20 protein-coding genes are annotated in these 22,054 nt (G+C 59.1%); 14 read left to right on the forward strand and 6 right to left on the reverse strand.

Annotation, left to right across the window (positions count from 1 at the left end; translation table 11 throughout):
- Positions 1–5 precede the first annotated feature (5 nt).
- Positions 6–752 (reverse strand): helix-turn-helix domain-containing protein, encoded by a 747-nt coding sequence (locus HMPREF2562_RS07525; RefSeq protein ID WP_016422973.1) that lies wholly within the window; start codon positions 750–752, stop codon positions 6–8.
- Between the two features lie 152 nt (positions 753–904).
- Here HMPREF2562_RS07525 and HMPREF2562_RS07530 point away from each other — a divergent pair, with 152 nt between their 5' ends.
- Positions 905–1,150 carry a hypothetical protein gene (locus HMPREF2562_RS07530; protein ID WP_005510313.1) on the forward strand — a complete coding sequence of 82 codons (246 nt, stop codon included), beginning with the start codon at positions 905–907 and terminating at the stop codon, positions 1,148–1,150.
- The gene (locus tag HMPREF2562_RS10770; protein WP_016422972.1) at positions 1,151–1,543 is read left to right on the forward strand and encodes an RNA-binding S4 domain-containing protein; all 393 of its coding nucleotides are present in this window, start codon (positions 1,151–1,153) and stop codon (positions 1,541–1,543) included.
- On the opposite strand, the gene HMPREF2562_RS07535 is transcribed toward HMPREF2562_RS10770, so the two are convergent.
- The 3 genes from HMPREF2562_RS07535 to HMPREF2562_RS07545 all read right to left on the reverse strand — a co-directional run bounded on the left by HMPREF2562_RS07535 (position 1,491) and on the right by HMPREF2562_RS07545 (position 6,866).
- Positions 1,491–2,657, reverse strand: a complete 1,167-nt coding sequence (locus HMPREF2562_RS07535) for a GTP pyrophosphokinase (protein WP_016422971.1) — start codon at positions 2,655–2,657, stop codon at positions 1,491–1,493. The genes HMPREF2562_RS10770 and HMPREF2562_RS07535 overlap by 53 nt on opposite strands.
- On the reverse strand, positions 2,647–5,109 hold the full coding sequence (treY, locus tag HMPREF2562_RS07540; RefSeq protein ID WP_070545603.1) for a malto-oligosyltrehalose synthase: 2,463 nt from the start codon (positions 5,107–5,109) through the stop codon (positions 2,647–2,649). The genes HMPREF2562_RS07535 and treY overlap by 11 nt, the downstream gene beginning before the upstream one ends.
- A 113-nt stretch (positions 5,110–5,222) precedes the next feature.
- Complete coding sequence (locus HMPREF2562_RS07545; protein WP_070545600.1) at positions 5,223–6,866, reverse strand: exonuclease domain-containing protein; 1,644 nt, start codon at positions 6,864–6,866, stop codon at positions 5,223–5,225.
- A 323-nt stretch (positions 6,867–7,189) separates the two neighbouring features.
- On the opposite strand from HMPREF2562_RS07545, the gene HMPREF2562_RS07550 reads away from it, so the two are divergent.
- The gene (locus HMPREF2562_RS07550; RefSeq protein WP_005510305.1) at positions 7,190–7,432 is read left to right on the forward strand and encodes a HigA family addiction module antitoxin; all 243 of its coding nucleotides are present in this window, start codon (positions 7,190–7,192) and stop codon (positions 7,430–7,432) included.
- Between the two features lie 173 nt (positions 7,433–7,605).
- On the opposite strand, the gene glgX is transcribed toward HMPREF2562_RS07550, so the two are convergent.
- Positions 7,606–9,747, reverse strand: coding sequence for a glycogen debranching protein GlgX (gene glgX / locus HMPREF2562_RS07555; RefSeq protein WP_048734718.1), 2,142 nt, complete (start codon positions 9,745–9,747; stop codon positions 7,606–7,608).
- Between the two features lie 274 nt (positions 9,748–10,021).
- On the opposite strand from glgX, the gene HMPREF2562_RS07560 reads away from it, so the two are divergent.
- From HMPREF2562_RS07560 to HMPREF2562_RS07580, 5 genes are all read left to right on the forward strand, one after another.
- Complete coding sequence (locus tag HMPREF2562_RS07560) at positions 10,022–11,518, forward strand: methylmalonyl-CoA carboxytransferase subunit 5S (protein WP_042388769.1); 1,497 nt, start codon at positions 10,022–10,024, stop codon at positions 11,516–11,518.
- Between the two features lie 23 nt (positions 11,519–11,541).
- Positions 11,542–13,155 (forward strand): acyl-CoA carboxylase subunit beta, encoded by a 1,614-nt coding sequence (locus HMPREF2562_RS07565; protein WP_070545597.1) that lies wholly within the window; start codon positions 11,542–11,544, stop codon positions 13,153–13,155.
- Complete coding sequence (locus HMPREF2562_RS07570; protein WP_016422965.1) at positions 13,155–13,460, forward strand: hypothetical protein; 306 nt, start codon at positions 13,155–13,157, stop codon at positions 13,458–13,460. Before HMPREF2562_RS07565 ends, HMPREF2562_RS07570 begins: the two co-directional genes overlap by 1 nt.
- A gap of 71 nt (positions 13,461–13,531) precedes the next feature.
- Positions 13,532–13,891, forward strand: coding sequence for a biotin/lipoyl-containing protein (locus HMPREF2562_RS07575; RefSeq protein WP_016422964.1), 360 nt, complete (start codon positions 13,532–13,534; stop codon positions 13,889–13,891).
- An 89-nt stretch (positions 13,892–13,980) separates the two neighbouring features.
- A complete protein-coding gene (locus HMPREF2562_RS07580) occupies positions 13,981–15,345 on the forward strand; it encodes a Na+/H+ antiporter family protein (protein ID WP_049193985.1) in 1,365 nt (454 codons plus the stop codon).
- Positions 15,346–15,385: 40 nt separating this feature from the next.
- Here HMPREF2562_RS07580 and HMPREF2562_RS07585 read toward each other — a convergent pair whose 3' ends face one another.
- Positions 15,386–16,054 carry a TetR family transcriptional regulator gene (locus HMPREF2562_RS07585; RefSeq protein ID WP_224783712.1) on the reverse strand — a complete coding sequence of 223 codons (669 nt, stop codon included), beginning with the start codon at positions 16,052–16,054 and terminating at the stop codon, positions 15,386–15,388.
- 192 nt (positions 16,055–16,246) lie between these two features.
- Here HMPREF2562_RS07585 and bioB point away from each other — a divergent pair, with 192 nt between their 5' ends.
- The 6 genes from bioB to nadC all read left to right on the forward strand — a co-directional run bounded on the left by bioB (position 16,247) and on the right by nadC (position 22,024).
- Positions 16,247–17,254 carry a biotin synthase BioB gene (bioB, locus tag HMPREF2562_RS07590; protein WP_049193982.1) on the forward strand — a complete coding sequence of 336 codons (1,008 nt, stop codon included), beginning with the start codon at positions 16,247–16,249 and terminating at the stop codon, positions 17,252–17,254.
- Positions 17,241–17,543, forward strand: coding sequence for a biotin synthase auxiliary protein BsaP (locus HMPREF2562_RS07595; RefSeq protein WP_016422960.1), 303 nt, complete (start codon positions 17,241–17,243; stop codon positions 17,541–17,543). Before bioB ends, HMPREF2562_RS07595 begins: the two co-directional genes overlap by 14 nt.
- A gap of 75 nt (positions 17,544–17,618) precedes the next feature.
- Positions 17,619–18,197 carry a hypothetical protein gene (locus HMPREF2562_RS07600; protein WP_049193981.1) on the forward strand — a complete coding sequence of 193 codons (579 nt, stop codon included), beginning with the start codon at positions 17,619–17,621 and terminating at the stop codon, positions 18,195–18,197.
- A 292-nt stretch (positions 18,198–18,489) separates the two neighbouring features.
- Positions 18,490–19,566, forward strand: coding sequence for a quinolinate synthase NadA (gene nadA / locus HMPREF2562_RS07605; protein ID WP_049193980.1), 1,077 nt, complete (start codon positions 18,490–18,492; stop codon positions 19,564–19,566).
- A 10-nt stretch (positions 19,567–19,576) separates the two neighbouring features.
- The gene (gene nadB, locus HMPREF2562_RS07610) at positions 19,577–21,136 is read left to right on the forward strand and encodes an L-aspartate oxidase (protein WP_049170299.1); all 1,560 of its coding nucleotides are present in this window, start codon (positions 19,577–19,579) and stop codon (positions 21,134–21,136) included.
- 6 nt (positions 21,137–21,142) lie between these two features.
- Complete coding sequence (gene nadC, locus HMPREF2562_RS07615) at positions 21,143–22,024, forward strand: carboxylating nicotinate-nucleotide diphosphorylase (RefSeq protein WP_070549818.1); 882 nt, start codon at positions 21,143–21,145, stop codon at positions 22,022–22,024.
- The last annotated feature ends 30 nt before the right edge of the window (positions 22,025–22,054 follow it).

Raw genomic sequence — 22,054 nt, forward strand, 5'->3', positions numbered from 1 at the left:
AGCCACTAACCCTGGTTCGGGGATTCCTCGCCGTTGTGTGCGCCGCGATGGCGCTTGAGAATTTCCACCAGCTCGTCCTTATTTTCCGCAATCTTTTCTGGCCGACCGAAGACGCAGACTGCCGCGACAGTAGCACCGTCTTCCTCCACTGCGATAGAGACACCGTCAACGCCACCGCCTTCGGCAATACCCGGGGCAGCACAGACGCCGGTCTCTGCGATTTCCCCGGCCTGGCGGAGGAAATCATCCACATAGACCTGGTCTTCCGGCCGCGCGGAGTTCAGGTAGGACCACAGTTCGCGCTTTTCAAACCGACTCATCAAAACCCAACCTGCAGAGGTGCGCAACAGCGAGCGCGGCAGGAAGTTCTCCGTCAGGTACTGGTAGCGCATGGATTCACCGACGGTTTTGAGGTAGAAAAGCTTGCCACCAACCGGCAGTGCCAGCACGGTAATCAAGCCAGTTTCGTTGTGAATCGCCTCGAGCTCAGCCGTCGGAACGTTGACCATGCGACGACCGGCCATGACATTGAGCAGAAACGGCGCCATGCCGAGCGTGTAACGCTTGTTGGACTCGTCAAGGTAACCTGTCACAGTCAGACCGTTGACAAGGCCCTGCGTGGTACTGAGCGGATAGTTCAGCGTGTGGGCGATGTCAGTGAGGGTTAGACCTTCGTTAGAGCGCGCAACGAGTTCGAGGATCGCCGCAACGCGGTCGACCATGCGGTGGCGGGGGCGGACAGTTTCTGTCATAGGACTAACACTAGCAATCAACCTACGCCATTGTGTTAATTACCTACCCAAATAGGAATATCTAGCAGGTTTGCTATAGCTGTAGAAATTTTTCCCGAATTGTACGCCCTATCGACCTATGCGATGCGTCAGGGCGACCAGAACGCTCTAATATGTACTCCATGAGCTATCTTCAGCCCCAACCTCAGAACCCCATTGAGCTCCGCAAGAACGCGGTGCGAAAGTACTCCCGCAATGCCGTTGTATGGGCAGGCAGTGGTGTCGTCGGCGGTGCAGTGCTCGGACTTCTAGCCGGAAGCATGTCTCTATTCCTCATCCTGGCAGTAGTCGGCCTGGTCGGTGGTTTTCTCAATTGGCAAAAGGTTCAGCGGATTGTGAACTACAAGGATCCGCAGTAAATGCCTGCTCAGCAGCAATTGTCTACCGAGCCAGTGCGTATTGATGCCTGGATTTGGGCGGTCAGGTTGCTGAAAACTCGCTCATTGGCCGCAGATGCGTGCCGTGGCGGCCACGTCAAAGTCAACGGCGAAGCCGTGAAACCCTCAGTTCTAGTCGTCCCAGGGGACAGAGTGCGACTGTGGGCAAACCACCGCGAACACATTGTTGAGGTCACCAAGACGGTGAAGAAGCGGGTCGGAGCTCCGGTGGCCAGGCAGTGCTATATCGACCACTCTCCGCCACCGCCTCCGAGGGAGATTCTCGCATCGATGCCGATGCGCGATCGCGGTGCCGGGCGGCCTACGAAGCGCGATCGCCGTCAGCTCGATCGTCTTCGGGGACGTCGCTCATAGGCATCCCGGCCTCCGCTAGTTGCTGCAACCGTGCGCGCAAACGGGCTGGTCGACGCTTCGGGTTATGGCTGGTATCTGCAGTGGCCTTGATGTGCTTTTCACCGCGAGCCGCTAGTAGTAGGTCATCGATAACACGCACATGGCCTGGGTTAAAGCGGTACTTCATGGCCTTGCTTACCGCACTGAGGCGCTGTGGATTAAGTAGCTCTCGCAGCTGCCCGACAGTGCGAATGCCATTGCGCTCCAGCAGTTCTTCTGCCCAGCCGTAATGTTCTGATTTCGATCGGGGCGCATCTGGAAGCAGCATCGTCAGCACGCCGGGTAGGGTTTCCTCAGTCACCACAATGTCATCGGCTGTGGTCTTTGCCGGAGCTGAGGGCTGTTTGCCCTCTCCCTGCGCGGAATCGTCCGGCGTGGATTCCTCCAGCACGGCAACGACTTGGTCGAACTGCTGATCCGCGAGCTCAATAAGGCCAGCGGCCAGCGCAAAAGCTCGATCAATCCGCGGGTCTGTCGCTCCCTCAGGGGCCTTATAGCGAATATCGTGCTCAAATTCCGCCCACGCATGCTGCAGCACAGTGCGCAGTTGCACCTCAAACTGCATATCCGCATATGGAGCTAGCTCTGACGGCGCCGCCGTCGACACCTTGCAGATCAAGTGCTGGGAGCCGTATCCCAACCGGCCGCTGATTCGTGTCTCCGCGGTTTTGTCAATCCTACGCAGCACAGTCAGCGAATCTCCCAGCGCATCCATGATCGCGGGAATCTCCGTCGAATGGTACGTGGTTACACGCACACCGATGATGTCGTGGATATCGTGCCACGGGTCAGGGTAGACGTAGCTGCCATCCGCTTCACGACGCAGGGCCTTCTGCCGCAATGAGCGGAAAGACTTCACCCGCGCCGTGACATTGTCAAAGGCCAAACCGGCATCGGAGAGAATCTCTTTAATCGCATCGACAAAGTCCTGCGCGGCGGTGGGGTGCCGAGTTGCCCACGAGTCGTACTTCGACTGCAGCGCACGTGTAACCTCTCGATCCTCCGCCAACTGAGCCTTGCGGGTCTGATCGCGGGAACCGTCGGCAAGCGAATCCTTCATGCGCTTAGTCGTCATCGTCCTCGCGTACCAGCAGTGCTACTGGGAAGGAGCTGAACAGAGAAGCCACGGCGATGGTGCCCGACCAGGTATGGCCGGTGAAACGGTCGGTCCAAAACCCCTTGGGAAGTGTCACTGTAGTGTCGCCCCAACCGCCTTCGCGCTGCAGCCCCAGCGGACGGCGCGTCACCAGCGCGATAACATCTTCCGGCTCGCCCTTCGGTCCACGCGCCGCGCCGACCAGATGACGCTCGCCCACACCAACGGCGAATACTGGCTGGTAGGCACCGCCGACGAAGGACTCCGGGCGCTCCGCACGTAGCTTCACGCCGTGGTGAGTCACCATCAGCTTTGCGACGTCCGCATCGGCATCCGTAAAGTCCTCCGGCAGCTCAGCTGGGTGCTCTGGACTCTTAGTTACCGACGTGACCTCATCGCGAGCAACCTTATCCAGCGCCGCGACGCGCGCATCGTAGTCGACGAACCGGCGGTTGTCGGGATCAACCAGGGAGTCCTCTGTGAACTCCGTCCCCTGGTAGGTATCGGGGATGCCGGGGCCGACAAGCTGGAGGAGTTTGCGCGACAGAGACGTGGTCAGGGCAGCTGGCGCAATGGAGCGGACGAACTCTGTGATGGAGTCGGTCAGGGGGCCGTCGAGAAGCGCGTCGATCCAGCTGCGAATGCCGAGTTCGAACTCCTCGACCGGCTCCGTCCAGGAGGTGTGCACATCTGCCTCGCGGATGGCCTTAATGGCGTAGTCGTGGAGGCGTTCGCGCAGTTCATCGGTAATTACGCCGTCGGTCGGCCAGACTCCGATGATGTTCTGCAGCAGGAAGTAGCCGGTGGCATCGTCAGGGGCGGGGGTGATGGCCATCCAGTTGCGGACATTTTCAGCCCAGTCGCCGGAGACATCGGAGAGCTGGAGAATGCGGGCGCGGACATCTTCGCCGCGCTTGGTGTCGTGCGTGGACAGCGTGGTCATGGTTCGTGGCCAGAGGCGAGCACGTTCCGACTGCAACAGGTGGAACTCCGCCGCAGACATGCCGTAGCGACCGAGATCACCGCCGACTTCGTTTAGGCTGATCAGGCGGCAGGCACGGTAGAAGGTGGTGTCTTCGACACCCTTTGCCATGACCGCACCACAAACCTGAGCGAACCGCGTGGCGGCCTCACCACCGGCTACCAAACCTGCCGAAATGAGGTCGAGGGCAAAGACACGCGAGGGGAAACGCGCTGCCATCTCACCAATGACCGTGGAAGCCACTCGCGACAGGGAGACATAGTCCGAACGGTAGACAGGCATGGCAGCGACCAGCTTGCAGATGGTGTCGATAAGTACCTCATCGCTGACGCTGGTACCGTTGATAGACCAGTTATCGCGGCGCAGGGCACGTGCTAGACGACGGACTTCTGCAGCCAACTCGTGAGCAGCGACATCGTGCTTGAGAGCCTGCGCAGTTGCCTGCACGGCAGTCTTGTCCCAGGTTGAACCGGACTGCTGCAGAGCCAACATACTCATGGCGTCTCGGGAGTCGCGGTTGACGAAGACATTGTCGAACTCACGCAGGGCGTCGTAACCCGTGGTGCCGTCAACCTGGAGCCTCGGATCCAGTGGCTCTTCGGCACCCAGAATCTTCTCGATAACCAGCCACTTGTCATCGCCGAGTAGACGGCGCAGCTCGCTGAGGTATCCGAATGGGTTGCTGAGGCCATCTGGGTGGTCAATGCGGACACCGTCAATGATGTCCGCAGCTAGCAGCTCGCGGATGATGCGGTGTGTGTGCTCGAATACCACCGGGTTTTCCTGGCGGATGCCGGCCAGACCGTTGACGCTGAAGAATCGACGGTAGCCAATGACCCCGTCCTTCCAGTACATCAGGCGATAGGCCTGGCGATCATGTACTTCCTGCGGGGTGCCGTCCTCGGTGCCGGGGCGCACCGGGAATGCATTGTCGTAGTAACGCAGAAGTGGCTCGTCACCAGACGTGTCGAGCTCCAGCTTGTCGATATCCTCCGGGGAGCCCAGAATCGGCAACCCCATCTTGCCGTTGGCACCGTTGTCCTCGTGCCAGTCGATGTCGAAGTATGGCTCGAACTGAGAATCCTTGCCATAGGTCAGAACGTCCCACCACCAGGCATTGAGCTTGGGCTCCTCAACACCGAGGTGGTTCGGTACCAGGTCGATAATGATGCCCAGACCGGCCTTGTGCGCCACCTGCGCGAGCTTCTGCAGCTCTTCCATGCCGCCGAGCTCCGGGTTCACCGTCGTCGGATCGATGACATCGTAGCCATGGTTAGACTCCGGTACGGCGGTGAGGATAGGCGACAGATACAGGTGTGAAATTCCGAGGTCTGCCAAGTAGCCGACCTGTTCAGCCGCGTCAGCGAACGTGAAAGCGCGCCCGTTTGGGTCGGCCTTGGGGCCACGGAGTTGGAGACGGTAGGTGGACGTAATTGGTCGGCGACTCATGTTCCCCTTTATACCGCCCACCAGGAAAAGCTGCTGCCTGACCGCTGTGGCAGCAGCTAGCCCCAGAGTCTGCGCCTGCCGTCCGAATGCGAATTTCTTCTCGTGAACGTGGCCTAGAAGGGTGGCATTCCGTCATCGCCGGGCAGGGAAGTAGAACCGAACAACGGAACCGACTCACTGGAGTTGTTTCCGGCGCTGGCGCTAGGTGTCCCTTCCGCAGTGTCTCCTGCTTCGGACGCGCCATCCTCTTCCGGATTCAGCCCGAGTGCGGTGAAGAGCTCCTTCTCAGTCCAAATCTGGATTTCCTGGCCTTCGGCCTGCAGCTGTCGAGCCCTCTTCTCCTTCGACGTCACCGAATCCCACGGACCGGCGACCAAAATGGTCGTTTTCTTCGTGACACCCTTATTGATATTCGCACCTGCAAAGGCGATCTTATCCCACAGAAAGCCCTTGTCATACGGGGCAAAATCGCCGGTCAGCGTCACCCGCTGCTGGTACAGCAGGCCGCTTGGATCCGCGTCCGGATTCGGGTCTGGAATGGTGTCCGGTGTCTTGGCCGCATCCCACTTCGCATTGCGACGCGGCCGACGTGACGGCGCGGAACTGCCGGACTGCGCACCAGCACCAGTACCAGTTCCCGCGTTGGTCCCGGCGCCAGTGCTGGCGACACCAGCCGGGTCATAGCGCACCATCCGCACTCGTCCACTGCCAATCTGGCCCAAGCTCAGCGAGACCTTCTGGCTCAAATCAGCCACCGATGTTGCGCGCTGCTGCTCCATCAACCACAGCGCTACCTCAGCACATGCGACCGCATCTGCCGTCGCATCATGATGATTCTCCAGCGACGCCCCCGCGGCCTCCGCCAATGTCGGCAGCTTCAAATTGGGCAGCCCCAACTGCATCTGCCGAGCCCACATATAAGTACACGCAAAATTCAACTTCGGTGCTGGAATGCCTTCCGTCCGGCACGCCCGCGACAGGGCTGTGAAATCAAACCGCGCATTGTGAGCAACTACGTCCAAATCCCCAACGACGTCAACAAACTTCGCCAGCTGCTCCGGAAATGACGGCTCACCGGCCACATCCGCCGCCGTGATGCCATGAATCGCGACATTGGCTTCATCAAAATACTCCAGCCCCTTTGGCGGACGGCACATCCAGGAATAACGCTCCGTCACCTTCCCGCCACGCACGACCGCAACGCCAAGCTGAATAATCGAGCCGGTGTCTTCGTTCGCTGTCTCTACATCGAACGCCGCAAACGGTGCGATGTCCGACGCCGCAACCTCATCCCCCGTAGGAAGCGGTGCAAAAGGCACAGACTGCTTTACGACGTCGCCCGCGCCCTCAACCACACTCACGCCTTCGGTGACCGCCGCACGCTGTGCCACCCACGGCATCAACGTGGAAGTAAAAGCATCTGCTGAGTTGTAGAACTCCGGATTCTTGGCCATCTCCGCCACGAGGTCTGCCAGCAACTGCGCTGCTGCCTGACGATGAGGCATCACACGGGCCTTTGGCAAAGCTACTCCGAGGTCCACCGTGCCGGGGAAAAAGCGGTTGGCCGGAGTGTAGACACCGTTTTTACTTGCCGATGCGACCTCCGCAACGTCGGCAAGCGGGAGGGGCTTCGCGGGGTCGGTGCTAGCCGTGTTGATGGTGTGGGTAAGGCGGAGCCCATCTGCGGTAATAGTCACCGTGTCGCCTGTGAGCTCGAAGACGACGGCGGGCTCGGAGGATGGCGTGGTCGTAGTCATGCACTAGATGGTAGCGCCGATGGCGGATTGAGCCCCATAGAGGCTGCGGTACCTGCGGTTCTCGCCGAGTACACATGGCTTCCGACAATGTGGAAATGCCCACAAAAATAGGAATATTTATGGAGCGTTCGGACAGTGGGGGTGTCTGTACCCCTGAAAACCACATGTTTTGGGGGGTTAAATGTCCGGATGCATTTTGAGCGGGCGCTCCTTATACTTTTCGACGAACGGCGGTAACTGGTCGTTCGAGCTTTCGAGCTCAAGCGTAGGGCAAAGCGGAAACAACGTATGCCAGTGAAGCGATGAAATAAGGAGTAAACATTTTGAGCACGCATCCTGTGCACCCTGGTTCTATCTTGAACGATAATTTCCTCGAGCCGCGACACCTCTCTATCTACCGACTGGCTCTTGCCATCGGCGTGCCAAGCTCAACTCTGGAGCGCTTTCGCACCGGCCGCACTGCGGTCACTACTGACCTCGCAAATCGACTGTCCGACTACTTTGACACCGAGCCGGAGTACTGGTTGAACTCTCAGGCGGAGTTCAATATGCGCGCATCTGCGTAAGAAGACTTCACGCCAGCTCGGCTCCCGCAGTGCTGTGTTGACCCAAACCCTGTTTTGAGTTGAACTCAGAGCCGAAAAATCCCCTGTCAGTGGAAGAAAAGTCTTCCGCCGACAGGGGATTTTTGTGTAGGAACAAACCCAGGCCCAGGCCCCTACACCCAACGCGGACGCGGCTAGTGCCGCTCGATCAGCACGATGGTAGAACGGGCTGGCACGCGGAGCTCGCCTTCTGGCTCAACGATGCGCTCGCGGGTCGGGCGACCCGTGATCTCTGTGGTGTCGATGATGACTTCCCAGCTGTGTGCGTATTCGGTGCCCGGAATTTGGAACATGATGTCCTCGTGGTGAGCGTTGAAGCACAACAGGAAAGAGTCATCTTCAATCCTGTGACCTCGGCGGTCAGGCTCAGTGATGGCATCGCCGTTGAGCCAGACCATCAACGACTTGCCGAAGTCGAAGTTCCAGTCATCGGTCGTCATGACACGACCCTCATAGGTCAGCCAGGCAATGTCACGATCGTCGGTTTCCGCACCGAGCGGGCCACCGCGCAGGAAGCGGCGGCGTCGGAAGACTGGGTGTTCCGCACGCAGCTCAGTCAGGAACTGGGTGTATTCGACCAGTTCAGAGTTGGTACGAGTCTGATTCCAGTCGACCCAGGCCAAACGGTTGTCCTGGCAGTAGACGTTGTTGTTGCCCTTCTGGCCACGTCCCATTTCGTCACCGTGGCTAATCATCGGAGTGCCCTGGGACAGCAGGAGAGTGGTCAGGAAGTTACGATGCTGGCGAGCGCGCAGCGAAATGATGCGCTCGTCGTCGGTCGGGCCTTCCACACCGCAGTTCCACGAACGGTTGTGGGACTCGCCATCGCGGTTGTCCTCGCCGTTGGCCATATTGTGCTTCTCGTTGTAGCTGACCAAGTCATTGAGAGTAAAACCGTCATGCGCGGTCACGAAGTTAATCGACGCAGTTGGGCGGCGGTCATTGTTTGCATACAGGTCCGAGGAACCGGTGATACGTGAAGCGAACTCGCCGAGCGTGGATGGCTCACCGCGCCAGAAGTCGCGGATAGTGTCGCGGTACTTACCGTTCCATTCAGTCCACTGCGGTGGGAAGTTACCGACCTGGTAGCCACCTTCGCCGACATCCCACGGTTCTGCGATGAGCTTGACCTGGCTGACAATCGGATCCTGCTGCACCAAGTCAAAGAAGGCAGAGAGGCGATCCACATCGTGGAATTCTCGAGCCAGGGTGGATGCCAAATCGAAGCGGAAGCCGTCGACATGCATCTCGGAGACCCAGTAGCGCAGCGAATCCATGATGAGCTGCAGCGAGTGCGGGTGGCGCACATTCAGGGAGTTACCGGTGCCGGTGTAGTCCATGTAGTGCTGGCGATCGCCTTCGACCAGGCGGTAGTAGGCCTCGTTGTCGATGCCTCGGAAGCAGATGGTTGGGCCCATGTGGTTGCCCTCGGCGGTGTGGTTGTAGACCACGTCGAGGATAACCTCAATGCCGGCATCGTGAAATGCGCGCACCATGCCCTTGAACTCGCTGACTGCTCCGCCTGGCTTTTGGGAAGCCGAGTAGTCCTGATGTGGTGCTAGGAAACCGAAGGTGTTGTAGCCCCAGTAGTTGCGTAGCCCCTTTTCGCGCAGGTGGTCGTCCTGGAGGAACTGGTGGACCGGCATCAGTTCGATAGCCGTGACACCAAGGTCCTTGAGGTAGTCAATAATCGCCGGATGCGCGAGACCGGCATAGGTACCACGTAGCTCCTCCGGAATATCCGGGTGAGTCATGGTCATGCCCTTGACGTGGGCCTCGTAAATCACGGTCTCGTTGTACGGCGTGCGAGGTGCGCGGTCAGCGCCCCAGTCGAAGAATGGGTTGATGACCACGGAGGTCATGGTGTGTCCCAGGCTGTCCTCGGTGTTGCGCTTCGAGTGGTCATGAATGTCATAGTTGAACAGTGATGGGTGACCGTCGAATTCGCCGTCGAAAGCCTTGGCGTATGGGTCGACCAGCAGCTTGTTGGGGTCGCAACGCTTACCGTTGGCCGGATCGAATGGGCCGTGTACGCGGTAGGCGTAGCGCTGGCCCGGCATGATGGACGGGATGTAGCAGTGCCAGATATGCGCATCGACTTCTTCCAACTCAATGCGTGTTTCTTCGCCTTCGGCGCTAATCAGACAAAGCTCAACCTTTTCCGCAACGTCGGAAAAGAGTGCAAAGTTGGTGCCAGCGCCGTCGTAGGTAGATCCGAGCGGGTAAGGCTCACCCGGCCATACTTGATAATCGCCGACTGTATTTGCTTGGTTCATGTGACTACCTTAACCGTTTTGTAAAAAACATGAGCCTTTTTCGGTCCCGTGTGGGCGCGCCATCCGTCCCATCTGTCGAGCGCAATTCGCAAAAACGACCCCCAGGGAAAAATTCGAGTCGAACGATTAAGAGCATAAACTTCGCGTGAAAATAAGTATTTAACCCTGCAAGTGGGCAATTTGACACTCTAAACGCACCTTGGCGGGCGCCGAATCCCCAGTATTCGCGGTCACCAACGCGCGAAGATCCCCAAAGGCCTTTACTTTTGGAGTTATGAGTCCACGAACCATTGGTGTAACGGAAGTAGCGTTCCGAGACGCTCATCAGAGCCTCATGGCAACGCGAATGGCTATGGAAGACATGGTCGATGTCTGTGAAGAAATGGACAAGGCCGGTTTTTGGAGTGTGGAGTGCTGGGGCGGCGCAACCTTTGACGCCTGCATCCGCTTCCTTAATGAAGATCCCTGGGAGCGCCTGCGGACATTCCGCAAGCTGATGCCGAACAGTCGCCTGCAGATGCTGCTGCGCGGCCAGAATCTTCTCGGTTACCGCCACTACGAGGACATGGTGGTTGACAAGTTCGTCGAGAAGTCCGCTGAAAACGGTATGGACGTATTCCGTGTTTTCGACGCGCTCAACGACCCACGCAATCTCGAGCACGCCATGCGCGCGGTCAAGAACGTCGACAAGCATGCGCAGGGCACGATCTGCTATACGACGTCTCCGCTTCACGACGTCGACGGGTACGTTAAGCTCGCTGGTCGTCTACTGGATATGGGGGCGGACTCCATTGCGTTGAAGGACATGGCAGCGCTGCTGAAACCTCAGCCGGCTTACGACATCATCCGCGGCATCAAGGAAACTTACGGCGAGGACACCCAGATTAACGTCCACTGTCACTCGACCACCGGTGTCACGATGGTGACTTTGATGAAAGCCATCGAAGCTGGTGCGGATGTCGTGGACACGGCAATTTCGTCGATGTCGCTGGGCCCGGGGCACAACCCGACCGAGTCGCTGGTGGAAATGTTGGAGGGAACCGACTACACCACCGACCTGAACATGGATAACCTGATCACCATTCGTGACCACTTCCGCAAGGTGCGTCCGAAGTACGCAGAGTTCGAGTCGAAAACCCTGGTCAATACCGACATTTTCATGTCGCAGATTCCTGGTGGCATGTTGTCGAACATGGAAAACCAGCTCAAGGCCCAAGGCGCGGGTGACCGCGTCGAAGAGGTTATGCGTGAGGTACCGATTGTCCGAAAGGACGCCGGTTACCCGCCGCTGGTGACTCCGAGCTCGCAGATCGTCGGCACGCAAGCTGTGTTTAACGTGCTGATGGGACGCTACAAGGTTATGACGGCTGAGTTCGCTGACCTCATGCTCGGCTATTACGGGCAGTGCCCGGGTGAGCGCAACCCAGAGCTGATTAAGCAGGCAGCGGAACAGACTAAGAAGGAAGAAATCACTGTTCGTCCGGCTGATCTCCTCGAGCCAGAGTGGGACGACCTGGTCGAGCAGGCCAAGGAGCTCGACGGTTACAACGGCACCGCCGAGGACGTCCTGACCAACGCACTGTTCCCATCCGTCGCACCGGGATTCTTCACCACGCGCGGCGAAGGGCCGAAGAACGTCGGTAAGACTGCCGAACAGCTCAAGCGCGAGGCGGAGCAGGCCTCAGGTGCTGCCAATGCCATTCGCGAGCCAATTCGCTACAAGGTCACCGTTGGCGGTCGTTCGCAGACCGTCCAGGTGGAACCCGCCTAGGAACATCGGGAGAAGAGATAGCAATGTCGCAAAGTTCAGCAAACCAGCCGAATTCGGCGGATGCCGTCGCGCCGGGCGTCGATGCCTCGATGGCGGAGCGCCTGGATTATTTGGATGCTCAGCGTCGCCGTGTTGAGTCCGGTGGCGGTGAAGCCCGCCAGGCCAAGCAGCACGAACGTGGGAAGATGACTGCCCGCGAGCGTATCGACAACTTCGTCGACGAGGGCACTTTCCGTGAAACCGGGATGTTCATGACTCACCGCACCACCGACTTCGGCATGGATACTGCCGACGCGCCTGCCGACGGCGTGGTCACCGGCACTGCCGCGGTTCTCGGCCGGGCAGTACACGTGGCCTCCCAGGACTTCACGGTCATGGGTGGCTCCGCTGGTGAAACGCAGTCCCGCAAGGTTGCGGCCACCATGCGCTCTGCTGCCGACAACGGCACTCCGTTCGTTTTCATCAACGACTCCGGTGGCGCTCGCATTCAAGAGGGAATTGACTCTCTGTCGGGCTATGGCCAGGTCTTCTACAACAATGTCTGGCTATCCGGTCTGGTGCCGCAGATTTCCATCATTGCAGGTCCATGTGCTGGAGGCGCTGCCTACTCGCCAGCTCTGACCGACTTCATCATTCAGACGCGCAAGGCGCAGATGTTCATCACTGGTCCGGGTGTTATTAAGTCTGTGACCGGCGAAGAGGTCACCTCCGAGCAGCTCGGTGGCGCTGATGCGCACATGGCCAAGGCCGGCAATATCGACTTCGTTGCCGACGATGACGAGCAGGCCATCCTGATTGCGCAGAAGCTCCTAAGCTTCCTGCCACAGAACAACACGGAAGAGCCACCAATCGTGGATCCGGTATTCGACGCCGAGCCGGATCCAGAGCTACGCGACATCGTCCCCGTCGATGGCAAGAAGGGCTACGACGTCCGCGAGGTCATCATCCGTATTGCGGACAATGGCGATTTCCTCGAGTGCCAGGCGGGTTTTGCCACCAACCTGGTTGTCGGCTTTGGTCGAGTTTTGGGCCGTACCGTGGGCTTTGTCGCCAACCAACCGAACGTGATGTCCGGTGTGCTGGACATCAATTCCTCGGACAAGGGCGCAAAGTTCATCCGCTTCTGCAATGCCTTTAACATCCCGCTGGTCACCCTGGTTGACGTTCCTGGCTTCATGCCGGGCGTCACCCAGGAGCATGGCGGCATCATCCGCCACGGCGCAAAGATGCTCTACGCATACTCCGCAGCGTCTGTGCCCAAGGTGACCGTCGTCATGCGTAAGGCCTACGGCGGTGCGTACCTGGCGATGTGCTCGAAGGACCTCGGTGCGGACTACGTATTCGCATGGCCGACCGCGGAAATTGCGGTGATGGGCGCAGAGGGTGCGGTCAACGTGGTCTTCCGAAAGGAAATTGCCGCCGCGGGCGACGAGGAAGAGCAGGCGCGCGTGCGCGACGAGCGTATCGCCGAATACAAGACACGCTTCTCGACGCCGTATGTCGCCGCCTCGCGCGGACTGGTCGACGACGTGATTGACCCGGCGGAAACCCGCCTGCGTGTGGCTGACGCACTGTCGGTTCTGCGTAACAAGCGCGAGGTTCGCCCGGCCAAGAAGCACGGATTGGGGCCACAGTAATGTCTGACGGCATCGGTGAGATTAAGGAGCTGCGAGCGCTCGTCGCTGAACTGACCGACCGGTTGGATGCGACCTCGACAAGCTTGCAGAAGGCCACGGCACGCCTGAATCAGGCAGAAAGCGAGTTGGCTGAACTGCGCAAACGCGTGGACGCAGATATCCCCGAGGATACTGTCATCGCCATTTCGGCAGCGGTGTCTGCGTACCTGGGCAATCGCGGCAAGGTGAAGGCAATTCGATACAACCGCCATAAGACGTGGGCTGCGCAGGGACGCCAGATCCAGCAGCAGCGCAACCTGCGTTAGTTGGAAATTTTCGATACCCGACTTAATTGAGTCTGACTCATTGACTTTTGCTACGTGAGGATTGTTGAGCCATGAAATTGAAAGTGACTGTCGGCGGCATTGCCTACGATGTCGACGTTGAAGTAGTTGAGGAGCCCAAGCGTCTTTCGCCCATCGTGTTGGGTGGATCGTCGAGCGCTTCCGTTGAGCCGGCCACCGCTAGTGTCTCGGGTGTCTCCGCCAATTCGGTGGTGGCGCCACTGGCAGGTTCGGTCAGCAAGATTTTGGTCGAGGAAGGCCAGAAGATTGAGGCTGGGGAGGTGCTGCTCATTCTCGAGGCAATGAAGATGGAAACCGAGATTACGGCCCCGGCTGCAGGCACCGTCGGCTCTATTCATGTCGAAGTCGGCGACGCAGTGCAGGGCGGCCAGGGACTCGTCTCGATTGATTAGCCGCATTAGCCGGGGTGTAAAGATTTTGGGGTGAAGTCTTTCTAGCCCCGGTTGCTGGAAATACTTAAGGTTGCCTTAATATTTTCCTTATGAATGCCGTTCTTCTCGCCGTTTTGGTGATGCTAATCCTGGCGGTCTGCCGGGTACACGTTGTGCTAGCGCTGTTTATTGGCGCCTTAGTCGGTGGTCTTTCCGCCGGTATGGGGCTCGATGCCACAATGGTTGCCTTCCAGGAAGGCCTCTCTGGTGGTGCGAAGATTGCCCTGAGCTATGCCATGCTGGGTGCCTTTGCCATGGCAGTGGCATCCTCTGGGTTGCCCAAATTGCTGGCCGATTGGCTGATTGCCAAGATCGGTACGGAGGATGAAGGCGCTAAATCTAAGGCAGAGGCATGGACCAAGTGGGGTATGGTCGCCGGCATTTTGGCCATGGCGATTATGTCGCAGAACCTCATCCCAGTTCACATTGCGTTTATCCCGCTGATTATTCCGCCGCTGTTGCCGGTATTTAACCGCCTCAACATCGACCGTCGAATGATTACCAGTGTGATGACCTTCGGTTTGGTCACCACCTACATGTGGGTTCCGGTCGGATTCGGTTCTATCTTCCTGAACGACATCCTGCTGGGGAACATCGAGAATGCTGGCCTTGATGTTTCCAATATCAACATCATGATGACGATGGGCATCCCGGCTCTCGGCATGCTGGCCGGTCTGGCCATTGCCGTATTTTTCTCCTACCGGAAGCCACGGCATTACGAAGATCGGCCGATTGCCCAGTCCTCACACGCAGAAACCCAGTCTGACGAACCGGTGTCGAAGTACCGAGTTATCGTCGCTCTCGTTGCAATCGTGGTGACTTTCGTCGTCCAGATTGTGATGAATTCTATGGAGACCGATGCCGATCCGTTGCTGATTGGTGCACTCACTGGTCTGGCAATCTTCATGTTCACCGGCGCCGTGCGCTGGCGTGAGGCGGACGACGTGTTCACCGCCGGTATGAAGATGATGGCCCTGATTGGTTTCATCATGATTTCTGCACAGGGCTTCGCCTCGGTGATGTCGGAGTCCGGCCAGATCGAGCCGCTGGTGACCGCTACTGCAGAGCTGTTTGCGGGCAACAAGCCTGCCGCTGCATTCGCCATGCTGGTCGTTGGTCTGGTGGTCACGATGGGTATTGGTTCGTCCTTCTCGACGTTGCCGATTATCGCCATCATCTATGTGCCGTTGTGTCTGTCGCTGGGCTTCTCGCCGATGGCTACCGTCGCCATCATTGGTACTGCAGGTGCTCTAGGTGATGCTGGTTCGCCGGCATCGGACTCGACGCTCGGCCCGACGATGGGTCTCAATGCCGACGGGCAGCACGACCACATTCGCGATTCGGTTATTCCGACCTTCCTGCACTTCAACCTGCCGCTGCTGGCAGCTGGTTGGGTAGCAGCTCTGGTGCTCTAGCGCCGGGGCTTGACCGTGAGCGTGATTGTTTCAGCGGGGCTTACTGACCTGCAATCCCCTTAGTCTCCGCAACCCCCGCAATTCCGGCGATAAAGAGCTCGGTTCCCAGTGCAATGCGCTGGCGGCCGAGCTCTTTTGTCTGTGTAGCCGTATCTTCAGAGGAAATCTCGACCTCAGCGTCCTTACCGGCGGTGTTCTCGCCACTGGCATCACCATTGTCGGAAACGCCCTTGGCGCCATTTAGATTAAGCGCGATGGCTGTCTGCTGGTCGACTGTCGCACCGAGAATGAAGTACACGAGGACAGACGCGGTATCAGCCGCTGATGGGGTGCTGATGGAGGTTTCGGATGCGTTCTCCAGGACGTCGGCAAGCAGTTGTTCGGGGCGAATCGTGGCGGTGCCCGTAGCGAGCGCGGCCGAGACGACCTCGGCGCCATCCCGATGAGCGGTGAGGCAGGAGTAGAGCAGCTCGGCGACGGCTTCGATGTCGGCACGCCAATCGCCTGTGGCGGAAAACTCTGTGCAGGGAGCCAAGATGCGGTCAGCGACGGCGCCCAGCAGTGCCTGCTTGGAAGGGTAGTGCCAGTACATTGCGCCAGCGGCGGTACCCAAGTGGCGAGTCAGGCGGCGGATCGTGAGATCGCCGAGTCCGTACTCGTTGAGAATGGTGAGAGCTGCGTCGACAATGATGTCCTTGGTCAATTGCACACTGCCTACCGTAGACGAAAGAAGAATCATCTGGAAGATGTCTCAAGGCTGAAATGGGGAGCGTAAATCCGCGACACGACGGGAATTGAACCCTGTTCGACATTCTGTAGCTGCGGTATTAAGTTTGATAACTGTACAACTTCTGAAACGGTGTTCAAGTTTTATCCCCAGCCTCAAGGAGCGTCACCCCCCATGACTCAACAGCAGCAGGACATTTTGGAACTCGCCCGCGAAAAGGTGCTCGCCCGCGGAGAGGGGCTGAACTACGAGGAGACCCTGGCGGTTCTGAACCTCGATGACGACAGCATCGAGAAACTGCTGGCGCTGGCTCATGAGGTGCGCTTGAAGTGGTGCGGCGAAGAGGTCGAGGTTGAAGGCATTATCTCGTTGAAGACTGGCGGCTGCCCAGAGGATTGCCACTTCTGTTCGCAGTCGGGTCTGTTCGAGTCTCCGGTACGTTCGGCATGGCTGGATATCCCGGCTCTGGTGGACGCCGCCAAGCAGACTGCAAAGTCTGGTGCGACTGAGTTCTGCATCGTTGCTGCAGTAAAGGGGCCGGATGAGCGACTGCTCAGCCAGATGGAACAGGCCGTCGCCGCCATTCAGGCAGAGGTTGACATTAATGTGGCCGCATCGATGGGCATTCTGACGCAGGAACAGGTGGATCGCCTGGCCAAGGCTGGTATTCACCGCTACAACCACAACCTTGAGACCGCCAAGAGCTACTTCCCGCAGGTCGTGACCACCCACACTTGGGAAGAGCGCCATGACACCCTGCGCATGGTCGGCGAAGCTGGCATGGAAGTCTGCTGTGGCGGCATCCTGGGTATGGGCGAGACCCTTGAGCAGCGTGCTGAGTTTGCTCAGGACCTGGCGGCGCTCAACCCGACCGAGGTGCCGATGAACTTCCTCGACCCGCGCCCGGGCACTCCGTTCGCCGGTCGCGAGCCGATGCCAGCTAAGGATGCACTGCGTGCCATCGGTGCCTTCCGTTTGGCACTGCCGAAGACTATCTTGCGTTTTGCTGGTGGTCGTGAGCTCACCCTGGGAGACCTGGGCGCAGAAAAGGGGCTGCTCGGCGGTATCAACGCTGTCATTGTCGGTAATTACCTGACCACTCTGGGCCGTCCGGCGGAGCAGGATCTAGACATGCTTGGCAAGGTACGACTCCCAATTAAGGCTCTCAATGCAACTGTCTAAGCCTCGGACATCTAGCCCGCGCTCGCCGCGGAGTAAGAAAGTCGACTCCACAGAGCTGCTCCAGGCCATGGTGCTGGGAGATGAGCCCAAGTTCGATCCTTTTACCGGCGCCGACCTCGAAGCTGGTGAAGTGCGCGAACGCTCCTATGGTGCAAAAGCTGGACTGGAGGCGCCTCGGTTCTGCCAGCTCTGTGGGCGCCGGATGGTGGTGCAGGTGCGTCCGGACGGCTGGACTGCAAAGTGCTCGCGCCACGGCGAAGTGGACTCCGTTATGTTGGAGCAGCGATAAAAGGCGCTGGTTGTGCTAGTGCGCCATTCGGGCACGCTAGTACTGGATGTGCGCCGTGAGGTAAGTTAGTCAACTATGACTATGAAAAATACCCGAGTCCCACACGTTGAAAAGCAGAGCGTGGCAATGGCCTCGGGTATTGTTCTCTTTTCCGTTGTAACGGGAACGATAGCCGGAGTGGCCTGGGCATTCTTACGCCCCAAGCAGCAAGTGCAAATGCTCCCGGATAACCAACTAGCGATTATTCAGGAAACCGTTGACGCTGGTTTTATTGGGCTGCTCTGGTTTGTTGCTGTCACTGCCATCAGCGGCCTGGTGCTGGGAATTACTACCTTCCGAAACCGTGCCATCACGACGCCTGTGCAGATGCTCACAGCAATTGGCTGGGCAGGTTTCTCCGCGTTGATGAGCGCAGCAGTGACGTACCTCGTCGGTCAGTCGGTTGCGGCATTGCTCCAGCCGGATCTGGCGGGCATGCAGCCGGGCGATAAGTTCTCGGTGATTCCAGACTTCAAAACCTATGTAGCACTGCTCGTCGCGCCACTGGTTGCCATGCTCGCACTGTGGTCCCGGGTGTTGTTCCAAACGGACTTCACGGAAGGTAACGAGAGCGCTGCGGACAATGTTGCGGACGCAGATTCGGTCACTAAGTGAGGCAGTGAGGTTCTGCGCGGGGGCCGTCGTAAAGCACTATTTCCTACTGAACAGGGGTAGTTATTGGGAAATAGGCTTATACAAGCCTTACAATTTTGGGAAATAGGTTCGTCTTCGATGTCAGTATTCGCCCCGATTTAGGGGCTTTTTCGATATTGTGTGGCGAGCTTAGGTCTCTTGCACTTGCCCGTTTGAGTCCGCTGCGAATGCCTCCGGGGACCGTTGCCGGTAACGGTGACGGCGTTTTTTCCGGTCGTAGCCACAGCCCATTGAAGTAAGGACGTAGTTTTCCGTGAATACCAGCCTTGCGGCCAATGCTTCCAGCCTGCCGCGCCTTGAATCGGATCTGTACGAATCGGTAGTCGATAAAGATGGCCGCTACGGTGGCGTAATTGCAGATGAGCGCTGGGCCCAGGAGATTAGGCGCCTCGCCCGCGAACGCAATGCCGTAATTCTTGCGCACAACTACCAGCTGCCGGAGATTCAGGATATTGCCGATTACACCGGCGACTCCCTCGGACTTTCCCGCATCGCTGCGGAAACCGATGCTGACGTCATCGTCTTCTGTGGTGTCCACTTCATGGCGGAAACCGCCAAAATTCTGAGCCCAGAGAAGACCGTCCTCATCCCGGATGAGCGCGCCGGCTGCTCCCTGGCGGACTCCATCACTGCAGACGAACTGGCCGAGTGGAAGGCTGAGAATCCCGGCGCACTGGTGGTCAGCTACGTCAACACCACGGCAGACGTAAAGGCTCTGACCGACATCTGCTGTACTTCCTCCAACGCCGTCGACGTGGTCAAGTCCATCCCGGAAGACCAGGAGATCCTGTTCAACCCGGATCAGTTCCTCGGCGCACACGTCCGCCGTGAGACCGGCCGCGACAACATCAAGGTATGGGCTGGTGAGTGCCACGTCCACGCCAACATCAATGGTGAGGAACTCGCGCACCGCGCGGAAGAGAACGCCGATTCGCAGCTGTTCATTCACCCGGAGTGCGGTTGCGCGAACTCTGCGATTTACCTCGCAGGTGAAGGCACCATCGAGCCCGAGCGCGTGCAGATGCTCTCCACCGGCGAGATGCTGACCGAGGCGCAGAAGCTGAAGGAGAACAAGCCCAACGGCAAGGTGCTCGTGGCCACTGAGGTGGGCATGCTCCACCAGCTGCGCAAGGCCGCACCGGATGTCGACTTTGAGCCGGTCAACGACCGCGCTTCCTGCTCGTACATGAAGCTCATCACTCCGGCGGCTCTGCTGCGCTGCCTCGTTGAGGGCACTGATGAAGTCGATGTCGAGCCGGATGTCGCCGACAAGGCGCGCGCTTCTGTCGAGCGCATGATCGCCATCGGTAACCCAGGCGGAGGCGAGTAACACGTTTGGTCTGCGCCCATCATTCGACAGTTGGACACTGACGTGTGACTTCCTCGTCATCGGCGGGGGAGTCGCAGGGCTCAGTGCTGCGCGTCGGGCCCTTGAGCTCGGCCTCGACGTGCTGGTTATCGACAGCGTCGAGTGGCGCGTCGGTGCCCGCAAACAGCTACGTTTCGCCGATGCGGCCACGAATCTCGCACAGGGCGGGCTCGCGGTCGTCGGGCTTGACGACGACCCCAGCGGCCATGTGGCCAATGGGTTCGATGACACCACTGATTCCCACATCGCGGATACTCTCGATGCCGGTGCCGGCCACTGCGATGAAGGGGCCGTGGCTTCTATCATCCGTGCTGGCGCTGCGGCGACCGAGTGGCTGATAGGGCTAGGCGCTACATTCGACCCGGCGCGGGATAACCCGGCCGTATATTCCCGCACCAAAGAGGGCGGACACCACGCGCGGCGCATCATTCATGCCGGCGGTGACGCCACTGGTGCTGAAATCGAGCGCGCCCTAGAAGCCTCAGTTACCGGCGTGCGAGTACTACAAAACGCCACAGCGCGCCAGCTCATCGTTGGCAAAGACGGCCGCGTGCTGGGGGCGCTGGTAGCGGATCCCCGTGGGGGTGGAGCTATTCGAGCAGGCGCCACTCTGCTGGCTACCGGCGGCGTGGGCCATATTTACCGCGCGACCACGGCCCCCTCGGGTGCCCGCGGTGAGGCTATCGGCATGGCCTCCGATGCTGGCGCGGAGATTCGGGACATGGAGTTTATCCAGTTTCACCCGACGGTGCTCTATGACGAGCGCTCGGCATCAGATGGCACCGGCCGACGCCATCTCATCAGCGAGGCTGTCCGTGGTGAAGGAGCCATTCTCGTCGACTCCCGGGGCAACAGTGTGACCGCCGGCGTTGACCCTCGCGGGGACCTGGCTCCGCGCGATATCGTCTCGCGCGCCATCGCGACTCGCATGCGCGAGCTCGGCGAGGACCACGTCTTCCTCGACGCACGTCACATCGACAACTTCGCCGCCCGCTTTCCGACGATCACAGCGGGCCTGACCGCAGCGGAGATTGATCCGACCAAGGACCTCATTCCCGTGGCCCCGGCGGTCCACTACACCTGTGGTGGTATTGCCGTCGACCCATTCGGTGCAACTAGTGTGCCGGGCCTCTATGCGGCCGGCGAATGCTCCGCAACAGGGCTCCACGGTGCCAACAGGTTGGCCTCCAATTCGTTGCTGGAGGGCCTGGTCGTCGGCAAGCGGGTGGTCGAAAAAGTCGCTGAAACACACGCTGTGCCGGTCGGGGACGAGGAATTCGCAGCGGCCGTTGAAAGCCTGCCTCAGCCACGGTCAGAACTGGAACCACGGCAGCTTTTCCGGTTGCAGACGGCGATGCAGGAAGGCGCTGGTGTAACGCGTAATGAGCAGAGCTTGCGGCAGGCGTTGGCGGTTATCGATCGGCTCCCGCAATCGGTTCAGGTCGTGGCCGCAAGGAAAGTCGTCGAAGCAGCATTGGCACGACCATATACTTTGGGGTGCCACACTTGGTTTGAAAAGGATGGGGATTAGCTAACCATGACTCTTGAGAAGGACACTCTGCGCGGGGTGCTGAACGAAAACATCACCCGTGGCCTCATTCGGACGGCACTACAGGAAGACATGAGCTTCGGGCCGGATGTGACCTCGCTGTCGACAGTCTCGGCATCTGCGCAGGCACTCGCCCGCCTGGTGGCCCGGCAAGAGGGCGTTATCGCGGCAATCGATGCGGTGGAGTGGACGCTGCAGGAGGTCATCTCGGGTGAGTTCACCGTCGAAAAGCACGTTGAAGATGGCACCCTGGTGCGTCCTGGCACAGTGCTGGCAACGATTTCTGCGCCGACTCGGGGGTTGCTGACTGCTGAGCGGACAATGCTGAATATCCTCACGCACGCCAGTGGTGTAGCTACTGCGACGCGCCAGTGGGCTGACGCGATTATCGGCACCGGTGCGCGGGTGCGCGATTCCCGAAAGACGCTGCCGGGGCTGCGCAACCTGGAAAAGTATGCTGTGACCTGCGGCGGCGGAATTAACCACCGCTACGCTTTGGGCGATGAAGCACTGATTAAGGACAATCACGTGGTGGCTGTCGGTTCCGTGTCCGGTGCGTTGAAGAGGGTGCGGGATCAGTACCCGGAGCTGCCGTGTGAGGTGGAAGTCGATCCCCTCGCACAGCTCGATGAGATCCTGCCGATGAAGCCGGACATCGTCATGCTGGACAACTTCGAGGTCTGGGAGACCCAGATTGCGGTGCAGCGCCGCTCGCAGATTTCTCCGGCCACGCAGCTTGAGTCCTCTGGTGGACTGACCATCGATGTGGCTCGTGAGTACGCGTCCTGTGGTGTCGATTACCTGGCTGTGGGCGCGCTAACCCACTCGGCCAAGGTGTTCGATGTCGGACTCGACTTCGACGAGCAGTAGCTGAATCAGCCCCCGGTATCGCTTCGCAGC

Origin of the sequence: Corynebacterium sp. HMSC077G07 (assembly GCF_001809225.1) — a bacterium.
GTDB classification, from domain to species: domain Bacteria; phylum Actinomycetota; class Actinomycetes; order Mycobacteriales; family Mycobacteriaceae; genus Corynebacterium; species Corynebacterium jeikeium_D.